Genomic DNA, 13242 nt, shown 5'->3' with positions numbered 1-13242 from the left:
TCAATATTACTTGATTTAATTTACCTATTGTCATTGGACTTCAAATTATGACTTCTAGTTACTTAAAATAACGCAGTCTCTTTTTTACTCTACCCCATTTAATTCAAAATTAGTTTTAAGACCTGCATCAGAGCTGCCCCCCACCCAAATATCAAAACTCCCATTTTCTATAAACCAGTTCCCTTCATTATCATAAAATCCCAAGTGACTTTTATCTAGTACAAAGCTAATTGGAGTAGAACTATCAGGTTCTAATTCCACAAGCTTAAATCCTTTTAATTCTTTAACAGGTCTAGCAATACTCGAAAATTTATCACGTATGTATAATTGGACAATTTCTTTGCCCTTTAATTTTCCAGAATTTCTCAAATTTACAGTAATATCTATAGTTCCGTTGGAGCTAAAGTTGTCTGTAACCTGTAAATCAGCGTACTCAAATGCTGTATAACTTAATCCGTGACCAAAAACCCATAATGCATCATTTGCTACGTCTTGGTAATGTGACCAAAACACAAAATCTGGAGAAGGCAAACTAGGTCTTCCAGTACTTTTACTATTATAGTAGATAGGCACTTGACCTACATTTCTAGGAAAAGACATCGGTAATTTACCAGAAGGATTATAATCTCCGTAAAGGACTTGTGCTATCGCATTACCACTTTGCGAGCCTAACTGCCATGCTTCAACTATTGCAGGAATATGTTCTTTTGCCCAAGGCAATGCTAGAGGTCTTCCATTGTTTAAAACTAGAACTACATTTTTATTCACCTTATATACTTCCTCAAGCAATTCTTGTTGAAGACCGGGTAATCCTAATTGAGTTCTACTGCGACCTTCCCCGCTTTGAAGACCGTGTTCTCCTAAAACCATTACAACTACGTCTGCTCCTTTGGCTGCCTTAACGGCTTCAGACATTCCAGTAATATCCGTATTATTGATGCGTATCTCTTTGGTGAATTCAGCCTTACCAATGATGACTTCTGGTCCTTTGGAATAAACTATATGCTCATCATACTGCTGCATTCCCTCAAGAACACTTACCCCAGTATTCTCTTTGGCGGCCGCTCTCCAATTTCCTAACGGACTGTTTTTTTCAGAAGCAAGTGCTCCTATTAGAACTACTTTTTGACCTCTTTTATCCAAAGGTAAAAGCTGGTTTTCATTTTTCAGAAGTACGATAGATTTTAAAGCCATATCTAAAGCACCATCGATGATCTCTTTGCTGCCTATGACCTTTTTTTCTCTTTCCAGGTCGCAATACTTATAAGGATTATCAAATAGTCCTAATTCAAATTTTACCTTTAAAATGCGTCTAGCAGCATCATCAATTGTAGCACTATTTACAAGACCTTCCTTTACGAGACTCGCTAATTCATTTACATAAAGATAGGATTCCATATCCATATCTGTCCCGGCCTTAACCGCTAGCTTTGCAGCCATTTTACCATTTGGAGCAAAACCATGGGGTATTAATTCAGCCACCGAACCCCAATCAGAAACTACAAAGCCATTAAAATTCCATTTTTCTTTTAAAATATCTCTGAGTAAAAACTTATTTGCAGTTGCAGGAATTCCATTCAATTGGTTGAAACTATTCATAAAGGTTCTGACACCTGCATCATTTGAAGCTTTAAACGGAGGTAAAACGATATTGTAAAGAGTAGATGTCCCTATATCAGCATTATTATATTCTCTTCCCGCTTCTGGAAAACCGTATGCAGCAAAGTGTTTTGCGCACGCCATAATAGATTCCTGACCGGTTAAATCTTTTCCTTGAAAACCCTGAATACGTGCCACAGCAATTTCACTAGAAAGAAAGGGATCTTCACCTGCTCCCTCCATGACTCTTCCCCATCGTGGATCTCTGGAAACATCTACCATAGGAGCAAATGTCCAGTTGATACCAGCTGCCGAGGCTTCCTTTGCCGCTAATCGAGCCGACTCTTGAATGGCTTTTAAATCCCAGCTTGCGGCTTCTGCAAGCGGTATAGGACTCATGGTTTCATATCCGTGTATTACATCATAGCCAAAGATTAAAGGAATTCCTAAACGAGATTGCTCTACCGCAATTTTTTGAACAGCCCTGACTTCCTTTACACCACGCACGTTTAACATAGCTCCCACATATCCCATTTTGATATGTTCAAATTTACGCTTCGTATCCTCCGTCTTTGGAACTGGACCAGTAAAATCCATAAACCCATTATACTGGTTCATTTGACCAATTTTCTCTTCTAATGTCATCAAATTTAGAACGGAATCTACTTTTTTGTCAATAGCGTCCTGTTCAAGATGTGCGACATCTTTTTCATTAAATGTAACAGATGGAATAGCCTCTTTACATGCGGTGATAGACATTATCAAAATGCAAAGAATCAGGGCGGTAAAATAGTGTGTGTTTTTAATAATAGTAGACTTAGTAATTAAAGGGGAATGAAGGTATAGCCGGTTGACATTCGCTTTCGCGAAAGCGTCAGCTACTAGTAACTCTTAAACAAAAACTTGCTAACCAGATTATTAAATTTGCTTAGCAAGTATGTTCTAACGAGTAATTATTTATTTTTTAAAATATCATAGAAATGAAACTCCTGACGTATTAGAATTTCAACTGTTCTAATTTATCCCAAAGGCCCCAATAAGCGCCTACTTCACCTTCAGCACCTTTTTTCCAAGACTCATCAAATGAGGAGAAATAGAAAATATCTATATCGTTTTGACTTGACCAAAGTTGTGCGTTTATAAAATACTTCATAGCATTTTCGGCTGATGAATGTGCCTCTCTTAAACTCTCCCCTTGACTAGGCCAGCCTGTTTCTGTTATGATAACTCTTTTGCCCTGGCTTACATTGACCACCTGATTAAACATATCATTCATATGGCCTAGAGAATAATCTATACTCGTTCCTTCCCAATACGGGTAGCAATTGGTTAAAATAACATCAGAATGTTGTATTAATTCTGGATGTACTACAAACTCATAATAGGCATCAACATAGCCTACAGGAATATTTGGTAGCGCCTTTTTTACTCTTTTAATGTACTCCAATAATTGCTCAATAGAAAGATCATTGCGGTAAAGCACTTCATTCCCAACAGCTGCAATATCAACAAAACCTTTATTTGCAAGATCAATCAAGGCTTCAATCTCTAATTCATTTTTCTCAAGATCATCGCTTAACCAGGCTCCGACAAGAGTTTTAAGTCCATATTTATGAGCCATTTGTGGCACAAATTCATTTCCCTCTATACAAGAGAAAGACCGCACCCACTTGGTATAAGGCTTCAATATTCCAATACGCCTTTCTACCTGTTCCATAGTGATATGATCTCCAGGCTGCTGCCCGTCTTCATACATACTAAAACAAATCCCATGCATACCTCTTTTTAGGGATTCATTCCATAATTCACTTAAATCTTCTACTGAGGTATGCTCAGTAAAATCAACACCCGAGCTGTCTATATGGTCAGGATCATGATGCTTTTGATATTCTTGATACGGATGGTAATCTTCGTTTCTAAATGACATTATTAATATTTTAAATTTTCGTATTTATCCCATAATCCCCAACGGGCTCCAACTTCTCCTTCTTGTCTTACTTTCCATGACTCGTCAAAGGATGAGAAATAGAAGGTTTCAACTCCTTTATCTTTTGCCCAATTGTCCACATTTACGAAATATTTCATCGCATTTGCTTTTGAAGGAGTCGCATTTTGGTTCTTATTACCTTGATTTGGCCATCCTGTTTCTGTGACAATGACAGGTTTACCATTTGCTACACTCAATACAATATTATGCATTTCATTGAGATATGCCGTTGAGTTATCTATATCACAGCCTTCCCAGAAAGGATAACAGTTTGCTAGAATTACATCACATTCTTCTACTAACTGAGGATTCTCCACAAATTGATAATAAGCATCCACATAGCCTACCTGAATATCAGGAACAGCAGTTTTTACCTTTCTTACATAAAATAATAACTCGTCTAAAGTTAGCTCTTCTCTTAATAACACCTCGTTACCCACAACAGCTATATCAACCATTCCTTTTTTAGCCTGCTCAATAAGGCTTTGGATTTCCAAATCGTTTTGAGCTTTATCACCACTTATCCAGGCACCTACCATGGTTTTTATACCTTTAGAACGCGCCGATAATGGAATAAGTTCGTTTCCTTTTGTGGTTGAAAAAGAACGGATCCACTTCGTATAGGGTGCAATGACCTCCATTCTTTCATCTATTTGGGTACCCGTCAAAGTATCACGTACATCCTGACCCTCCCGATAAGGACTAAAACAAATACCATGTAATCCCGCATTTAAAGTGACTTTGAAGTGTGCGGCCAGTTCTGCAGCTGTCACATCACTTTTGACATCAGTTGGATAATTCAGAGTTCCTTCGAAAGAGCCCATTGACTGTAATTTGTTTAAGGCATAGTAAGAAGAACTTATAGGCTTGCTTAACGGTTTTTTTCTAAGAGCTAGCTCTGCACTAATTTCTAAGGATTTTTCTTCCGTAAGATCATAATTACGCATGATCCACATCGCTGCTAGAGTACCCGCTATAGGTAGGCCAGAGTAAAATAACCGTATTCCTGTAATAGACGCTTCAGAGTTTACCGCATCAGGAACAAAGCCTACTAATGCCATAATAACGCCTGTTAATAGACCTGCGATGGCAAAACCAAACTTTACCATCCACCAATAAATAGCTCCAAAAACACCTTCTCTTCGTTTTCCTGTATTCAATTCATCTATATCGATAACATCTGATGTCATGGACATCATTAAAGTAAATAAACTTCCAATACCAAATGAGAAAAAAGGTAATGCGATTAAAAATAAGTAAGGCTTTCCAGGAACAAATAAAAACCAAAGCATGATATAACCAATCACTGAAATTCCTTGAGACCACAAAAAGGCTTTCTTCTTACCCAGTGTTTTAGACATTTTTGCAACAATAGGGATGACTAAAAAGGTAGTTACTAAAGCCCCTATACTTCCTAATAATGTAGGCCATAGACCAGCTGCTGCAGCATCTCCATTAAATAAATAGTACACTACAATAAAAAAGGAGAATCCAGCAACGGTATTAAACGCGTTAAAAATTAAGAATGTTGAAAAACAAAGTTTTTTAAAATCTTCAATCTTAAAGGCTTCTTTAAAATTATCTATAATCTGTTCAAAACTTCCTCCTATAGTTTTTATAGTTAGAGGAGTCAAACTTTCATCATCTAGAGTGGATTTACTTTTTATAAAAAAAGCAGGAACCATCGCTAAGATTGCACAAATAACACCCACCCATACGGCTATGGTCCTAGTGGCAACTGCTCCGTCTTCAAACCAGGATGGATCGTACATGATCACCCAAAACCAGGGTGCAATAACCCAAGCCCATTGTCCTATCCATTGTGCTACAGCCATAATATCTGTACGCTCATGGAAATCATCACTCATTTCATAGCCCATAGCCACATAAGGCACACTAAAAATGGTTAAGCCTAGGTAGAAAACTAAGGACCACAATAAAAAATAAGTAAAGTTATAACTTAAGCCATCTACTTCATAAAGTTGCCACATCATACTAAAGGATATCCCCATCATCACCGCTCCTATCAAAACGTATTGTCTACGCCTACCCCAGACTGATTTGGTGTTATCTGAAATAAAACCCATGATAGGATCGGTAATTGAATCAAATACGCGAGGAAGGAAAAACAAAATCCCCCACATCCAGGTAGGGAAACCCAAATTCTGGACTAAGACTACCATGAAAATACCTAGTGCCGCAGGGAACATCTGGTTGGCCAACATTCCAAGACCGAAAGCGATTTTCTGGCCAAAATGAACTTTATGAGTAGTGCTCGACATAAGATTTAGTTTTTAGTTGGTATAATAACGGTTTGCAGGCTCTGTGCACCTAAGTTGATGCTGACTGCGCTTTCGCGAAAGCGTAATTCATAATTCTTATCTTCCATACCTTCATTAAAAATAACAAAGGCAATAGTACCGTTTGGATTTTTTGCTGCAGTGACCATAAGGTCTTTATCTGTATGTTCTACATCAATAACTTGAGCGCCTGGACGTATGTATTTACTAAAATGTGCCATGGTATAATAAAGTGGGGTAAAATAAACTTCATCATTATCTGGGTCCACAATTACTGGTGCGACACACCAATTTTTAAACCAGTTAGGCCCACCTTGTCGGTCTAAAACCATGTTCCAATCTACCCATCCATCTACCCAATTGTTCATACATCCTATAATGTCACGGGCATAACGGTTAACAGGAGCGTATTTAGGATGCAGGTATTTTTCTTCTTCTTTTGCCCAATCCCAACCCCAGTCCGTTGATTCTTTAGACCAGTACCACTTGTCATTTTTCCACTCTGGTACTTGAGAATCCACGCAACCTTCCGTCTCAATTAAGTATTTATCTGGTGCTTTATCATGTGCGTATTGTAAATCCTTTGGAAAGAAATCATAGGTGCTTTCGTACCAGTGAATGGCGGTACCATCAAAATATTTAGAAGACGCCTCATCTCTATACATTTCATCCACCCATTCTTTGATTCCAGCTCTATTTTGATCGTAACCTAGAATAATTTTATCTCCATAACCATCTGCTTCAAGCTTAGGGCCTAAATGGAACTGAACAAAATCTGTCATTTCCTTAGGAGTATAATGCATGCTTTCCCAGTTGTTTCCATTTCCATGCGGCTCATTTTCTACCGTAAACCCCCATATAGGGATGCCTTCTGCTTCATAAGCATCCACATATTTTGAAAAGAAAAGCGCCCAAGTATCATAGTATTTAGGCAGTAGTTTTCCCCCTACCCAATCATTATTATCCTTCATCCAAGGTGCTGCTGTCCATGGGGAAGCAAATAGATTAAAACCATCTTCAGAGGCTGCCATAGCATCTTTAATCATAGGAATTAAATCATCTCTATCTTCTTCTATACTAAAGTGCTCTAGGTTCACATCGTCCTCCACTGGGGAATAGGAATATTGTGATAAAGAAAAATCACAAGAATTCATATGCGTGCGAGTTAGCGAGTAATTTGCTCCTTCCCGAGAGAAGTAAGCGTTGATAATAGTATCCCTGTTTTTTTTACTCAATCGATTGAGCAAATAAGCAGAAGATTCTGTAAATGCGCCACCAAATCCAGTAATGGTTTGGAAAGTTACCTCCTCATTTATAGTAATTACAGTCGTACTGTCTTTTACTTCAAAAGGCATCACTTTAGTCAAATTATTACCAGACGCAGAAGTCTCGTAAACTTCTACATCAAGTATTTCTCTTTCTATGAGCTGTTCACTTTCCTGTTTACAGCTTAGCATAAGAGCAGTGAATAAACAAATTGTTCCATATTTAATATATCTCATGTTGGTTCGTTTTATCCCTCTTCATCAATCTTCTTCCGTTATTTTATTTTAAAGGTGGAAATAATACATCTTTCATTAACTCCTTTTTATCGCCATTATACGTTTTAGTAATAGGCTTCCCTCCTCTAGTTACACCTTTAAAAACACCAGCATCTACCTGATCCCAAAGTGCATATTTTGCTTTACCATCAAGAGTAAAAAGACCGAAGTGATTCTCAGAACCTAGCTTATTAGCAGCATCTTTCCATCGCTCGTCAAAGGCCTCAAAATAAAAACAAGAAATGCCTTCTTTATTTGTCCAGTCTCTCATAAGATGATAGAATTTTGCACTTTTATACTCATCTGTAGCTCTTGATCCATCTGGACCAAAATGCCCATTTGACACTGATGCCCATCCGGTTTCACCTATATGCACAGGCTTATCAACACCTACTACTGTCATGTACTCCACCACACTTCTATATTGTGATTTTGCATAGTCTCTTGCACGGCCCATAGCGGCATCCATTTTCTCATGAGTTGTCAAACTCTTTTCAAAGCTTAATGTTCCCCAGAATACGGCATTGTAGTGTGTATCGTGCATAGGGTAGGTATGCAGGGACACATAATCAACAGCTTTCAAGAGTTTGGTCAAGTCTGGTGTGTGATAAATGTAATCACCACCACCCCAAGAGGCAAAATTATCTGAACTAGTAATCCACAGATCTTTAGAAAGCTTCCCTTTTTTCTTTAACCCTTGTAAATGGTTGACCCATTTTAAAACAACAGCAGGTTGCACATAATAACTGGCTGCCCATTTTACCATGGCCTCGTTACCTACAGCTATTACTTTAACAATATCTGGATATTTGTTAGCTAAGGCAACGGCTCTAGCTATTTCACCAGCGTTTGCCTCGCTCTCGATGTTATGATCTGGCTCTAAACCAGTCCACGCATTTTTACAATCAATCCATGCTCCTAGCATGACATACATTTCAAAATCAGCATCTTCATTCTTAAGCTCCTTTATAGCAGCGAGAATATTAGAAGCATGTGGTAAATTAGGTTGCACATTATAAGTGCGCAACACTTTTATCCCCATGGCTGCCATGATCTTCATATCTTCTTTTAGCTGGGCTATAGTGGGCTGTTCTTCTCTAGAAATCCCTCTATAACCTCCATAAGAAATAGCTTGATAATCTGGGTTGCCCAAGATGTCTACTGCATTAATCTCTTTCGTTTGATTCAATTTTTCTTCCTCTTTTGGCGCATTACCACAACTTCCTAGAATCAATAATTGTCCTAGTAATATTCCTATTTTAAAACTGCGGTTGACGTTCATTGGGTTAATTTTAAATTTCGCTTTCGCGAAAGCGAACTGATACATTATCTATGATTCCATGATCTATTTAATCACCTTTACAATTATATGGTTGATCTCTCCTGTGCGTTGAAACAACTTTTCACTGGTTGTTTTATCCAGTTTCAATTGCTCAAAAGTTTTCTCTGTACCATCTTTAAATACAACTAGCACACTTTCTTGAAGAGACTTGGTATAAATCACAGGAACCTGACAATAGGTAAACGCAAGGGATCCTGCACTTACAGCTATGGTCTGTTTATTTCTACCTACGTCTATATAGTTAAAGCCTTGATCGTTTGCTAAGAACTCTTGCTTGCGCAACAAGCTAGGTTTAAAGGAAAGTACGCCATTAGAAACAACAATACCTAACTCCCCAAAACGGCTCAAAATATCTTCTTTCACCTGTCCAGTCATTCCTGGCTGTTGAGCACCTTTGGTAGCTGGTGTATGCGAGTAAGGATCTGTAGGAACAGCTCCATATAACTCCGGTGATTTATGAGCACCTATTCCTGCCTGTATCTCGTAATAATGGTCCAACATCTCGCCTATTAACGCATCGCTTTCTCCATCATTAACTGCTTTTAAACAACATTCTTGTACAGCTAGTAATAGCTTGGAAACCATGTGCCAATATATAGAGCCTAGTCCTTCAAAACCAAAGAATGTTCCTGATCTACCGGTAAAAGCTTTATGATTGAAAACAACTTCAAAAGTTTTTTCTAGCTGTCTTTGTTCCTTACTAACAAGGCTGCTATAACTCCCTTTAGCTAGTTGCTTGAGCGCTTTTTTAAGGCTGTTGACATTGTTGAAGCTGGCATTGAAATGATAAACCCCTGTCAGGTCTTGAACGATAACTTGTTGATTGTCATCTTTAAGCAATTGCTGTAACAATTCAGACTTAGCAACCAGTTCATTAGGAATGATGTTCTTTTCTTCAAATCCCGGTAAGTTCTTATTAGGATATAAGATATAACTGTATTGATCCTCTCTAAATAAGGCACTAGACTTTAACGCGTTCATGACCTCTAAAGCCTGTACCGATGTTAAATATCCAGAGCTTAAAGCCGCTACCTGACCTTCTAACATCTCTGATAAGTAGGAAATACTCACGTCGCCGTTATCCTCTAATGTCATCAAGTTATACGCATGATACATACCGTCTTTACGCTTATTGGCATCTATACTATGGTCCAAGTATTTTAAAGTAACCTCTATAAATTCAAGTAAACTAGCTTTTGAAACATCTTGTTTTTTACCTGAGAAATTATGGTCATAAATGTTTTTTCTATAATCACTTGCTGGTTGAGAAACACCGTCAAGAACAGCTCTACGTTGTGTATCGTTGAGAGAACCTTTCAATAAACCTTGATGATCTTTCAAAGTGTTGCTTACTGCTGTATAAAACACCTCTAGATCTTTAGATATGGATGAAGACTCAAAGTCTGCATCCTCAATAAAGCCTTTAAAGTAATTCAAGAAACGTCTCAAATAGTTAAGGGTTACCATGGAAACACCATTACCTACTAAGGCATTGTTAGCATCATTCCATTCTGGTCGTTGGGTATTTAACCATATTCCAGCTTCAGGAATCAGGTTAGAAACTTTAGCAAGAACAGTAGCTAATAGTTTCTCTACCAGGTTTACTTTATAAATAGCCCCTGATGTATCTCTTAATAAAGAACCGTCAGCACCTAATTGCTCGCGTCGTTCTTCTATAACTTCTTGTAAACGGTAATCAAAATCAATAGTGTCTTTAGGGTCCTGTAGGATGTCTGCATATTCCTTAATTTTATAAGGAACATTTGCATAAACAAAGAGATCTTCGTTAAGGAAACTATCTAGTTTGCCTGGGTAATAATCTTGTATAAACTCTAAAAATTTAAGCAAGTAAATGATCTGGTGATCTCCCCAATATCCAATATAAGACCAAGGGTCGTCTTCTTCTATTACTTCCCAGTCAAATCCGCCTTTTGTAACTCGATAAGGATTATAACCATCAAAGGTTGTTGCGTTTAAAAATTTGTGAATCATTCCATCAATAAACTCTGGATAAGAATGAGATAAAGCTTCCCAGTTTTGGAAAATATCACGCCAGTTTCCTTCATAGTCTAATATTTTAGAACCATCAATTTCACTACGTGTATTGATAGAAAATTTATTCCATGGACGACTTGGGTCACCGTGTCTTCTACTAAACTTTAAAGGTAAGTACTCTATTACTAATCTTTTGAAATGCGGATTATTATGAGAATAAGCGATTTCCTTTAAATTATCTAGATCAAAATCTGCTGGTAGGTCTTGAAGCAATTCTTGAGCACTTTCAAACACTTCCAAATTTGCAGCTTCTAAATACTCTAAGAAGTCTTGCTTTTCAATAACATAGTTGTTATCAAAAATTCCCCCACGCATAATATTGAACATGGTATTTGCAAAATGGCGATTGTTAGTTAACGGGTCTGCTGTTAATTGCAAACCGTCTGATGCAGCTATAAGCGCTACTAATTTTTGAGAACCTAATTCTATGTCTTTTTGAATCCTTTCTACAAGATGTGCATCGGTCTGAATCTGGTTGGAAATATCGTTGATGCTAACGATATTTTGGTTGACATCTGCAAGGGTGTACCATACTTTAGTTTCTCCTGCACTGAGTTGAATTTCTGAAACAGTAAAATAGGCTCCTTTTGCTGCCTTAACATCAGTTTCCTGCTTTACGGTTATTCCTTTTCTGAAATCATCTAACTGAAGGCTAGACAATAGGTAAGTAGGATTATCTACGTCTAACGACCAGGCTATGTTTGCTTTAAGCGCTTCACTAGGCTCTGCTTTATCAACTATTACCGCACTTAAAGCGATAATTCCAATCCCCGTTTCTTGCTTAAGTTCAGATCTTTTGTAAGCGTCCACTAGGTTACTTGATGCCTTTTGTAAATCTTCTCCTACATTTGCTGGTAGCATATTTTGCAAACCATCCAACACGGTCATTTGTAAAGAATCAGAACCATCGTTAATCAACTCAGATTTTTTGATAAATCCGTAACTATCACTGGAATTCCAATGGTATCTATAGGTAAGGTTTAAGTCGTGGTTGATCTCTTCAAAAACCAATTTGTTACCGATAGCATTTTTATAGAGATTGCGAGTAATTTTATAAATACCGGTATATCTATTTGAAAAAGGCTCCCATAATAAATCACGGTCCTTGTTGTGCACTCTTATGATTGTTTTACTACCCGTAATATCATTGGACTCCGTAATCTTATCATCTGTGTAATAAGGGAAAATCGCCGAATCGCTGTTTTTACGCCCTGCAGTTAGGCCACCATTGCTGGATACAAACATCCAGTGGTTGGAATCACTTACTATGCTCATAAAAAATGGGCGCATGGCATCGTGGTTGCTTATTTTATAATATTTTTCGTTTTCAAAATCAACAAGTTCACCTTTCACCTTACTTTGATCAAAAGCAGCTTTTTGGTTCCCTAGGTATGTAGAATTTTTGTTCATTGGTAAATTTATAATTCTTTATAATTTCCTTTAAACGACTTTAAGTCTAAAGGCTTTAAATAGTTAAATAGTTATTACGCTTTCGCGAAAGCGAAACAACTACAGTAGTGTTTATTAAAATTAATTTCTTTGTACAGGATTATTCATATACGCGCACATAGTCTACATACATGGTTTGTGGATAAACCGTATTTAAACCTGGAGCACCTACAAATGTGCCTCCAACCGCAAGGTTCATGATGATGTAAAACTCATTGTCATCAAACACCCAGTCGCCACTGACGTCTTCCCGCGTAATTTGATTATAAAGGACATCGTCCACATAATAGTTGACGTATCCAGGACCCCATTCTATTCCATAAACATGAAAATCGGTGTCCAACCTATCGGTAATTAAATCATATTGTTTAGTAACAGCCTGACCTCCTGAATAGCCAGGACCATGCATGCTACCGTGCACTATGGTTGGTTCCTGACCGCGGTACTCCATAATGTCAATTTCACCTATTTGCGGCCATGCTTGAGCTCCATTATTATCATCCCCTAACATCCAAAACGCTGGCCACAATCCTTGTCCCCAAGGAAGCTTTATTCTAGCTTCAAAACGACCGAATTTCTTTTGGTACTTACCTTTTGTAAGAATTCTAGCCGATGTATAATCAGAACCTTGAAAGGATTCTTTAAGAGCCGTAATTTTAAGCACTCCATTTTCAACCACCATATTTTCTGGACGGTCTGTATAGTATTGGCGTTCCCCATTTCCCCATCCAGGTATTCCTTCTGCGTCGCCGTTTCCTATATCAGCGCCCCATATTAAAGGATCTGGTGCACCATCTACAGCAAACTCATCTTGCCATACAAGATTATTTTTTGTCGTTACTTGTTGTTTATCATCTGGGTTACAACTTAGGATTACCATCACAAAAGCGACTAGAAGTCCAAGACGAATTATTAACTTAGTATGTATCATTTGAAGTGTGATATTCATTATTTTATTTGTTGAATTAT

The 13242-nt window shown here is 37.7% G+C and carries 7 protein-coding genes; all 7 read right to left on the bottom strand.

The features are described 5' to 3' along the window. Positions 1–84: 84 nt before the first annotated feature. The 7 genes from bglX to CW736_RS08080 all read right to left on the bottom strand — a co-directional run bounded on the left by bglX (position 85) and on the right by CW736_RS08080 (position 13222). A complete protein-coding gene (gene bglX / locus CW736_RS08110) occupies positions 85–2358 on the bottom strand; it encodes a beta-glucosidase BglX (RefSeq protein ID WP_101013480.1) in 2274 nt (757 codons plus the stop codon). A gap of 238 nt (positions 2359–2596) precedes the next feature. Further along, positions 2597–3526, bottom strand: a complete 930-nt coding sequence (locus tag CW736_RS08105) for a glycosyl hydrolase family 17 protein (RefSeq protein ID WP_101013479.1) — start codon at positions 3524–3526, stop codon at positions 2597–2599. 2 nt (positions 3527–3528) lie between these two features. After that, positions 3529–5868, bottom strand: coding sequence for an MFS transporter (locus tag CW736_RS08100; RefSeq protein WP_101013478.1), 2340 nt, complete (start codon positions 5866–5868; stop codon positions 3529–3531). 5 nt (positions 5869–5873) lie between these two features. Further along, positions 5874–7388, bottom strand: a complete 1515-nt coding sequence (locus CW736_RS08095; RefSeq protein ID WP_101013477.1) for a glycoside hydrolase family 30 protein — start codon at positions 7386–7388, stop codon at positions 5874–5876. Between the two features lie 43 nt (positions 7389–7431). Next, positions 7432–8709, bottom strand: a complete 1278-nt coding sequence (locus CW736_RS08090) for a glycosyl hydrolase family 17 protein (RefSeq protein WP_101015078.1) — start codon at positions 8707–8709, stop codon at positions 7432–7434. Positions 8710–8772: 63 nt separating this feature from the next. Next, complete coding sequence (locus tag CW736_RS08085; RefSeq protein WP_101013476.1) at positions 8773–12234, bottom strand: hypothetical protein; 3462 nt, start codon at positions 12232–12234, stop codon at positions 8773–8775. Between the two features lie 139 nt (positions 12235–12373). Further along, entirely contained in the window at positions 12374–13222 is an 849-nt protein-coding gene (locus CW736_RS08080) for a family 16 glycosylhydrolase (protein WP_101013475.1), read from the bottom strand. Between the last annotated feature and the right edge of the window lie 20 nt (positions 13223–13242).

This window comes from Nonlabens sp. MB-3u-79, assembly GCF_002831625.1.
Classification (GTDB): Bacteria; Bacteroidota; Bacteroidia; order Flavobacteriales; family Flavobacteriaceae; genus Nonlabens.
Note: the sequence above shows the minus strand (reverse complement) of the source record. Positions and strands in the feature narration are given on the sequence as shown.

Bases quoted from the DNA above. Each gene is read 5' to 3' on its own strand.
- CW736_RS08100 (WP_101013478.1), bottom strand. From the start codon at position 5,868: ATGTCGAGCACTACTCATAAAGTTCATTTTGGCCAGAAAATCGCTTTC.
- CW736_RS08085 (WP_101013476.1), bottom strand. From the start codon at position 12,234: ATGAACAAAAATTCTACATACCTAGGGAACCAAAAAGCTGCTTTTGAT.
- bglX (WP_101013480.1), bottom strand. From the start codon at position 2,358: ATGTCTATCACCGCATGTAAAGAGGCTATTCCATCTGTTACATTTAAT.
- CW736_RS08080 (WP_101013475.1), bottom strand. From the start codon at position 13,222: ATGAATATCACACTTCAAATGATACATACTAAGTTAATAATTCGTCTT.
- CW736_RS08095 (WP_101013477.1), bottom strand. From the start codon at position 7,388: ATGAGATATATTAAATATGGAACAATTTGTTTATTCACTGCTCTTATG.
- CW736_RS08105 (WP_101013479.1), bottom strand. From the start codon at position 3,526: ATGTCATTTAGAAACGAAGATTACCATCCGTATCAAGAATATCAAAAG.
- CW736_RS08090 (WP_101015078.1), bottom strand. From the start codon at position 8,709: ATGAACGTCAACCGCAGTTTTAAAATAGGAATATTACTAGGACAATTA.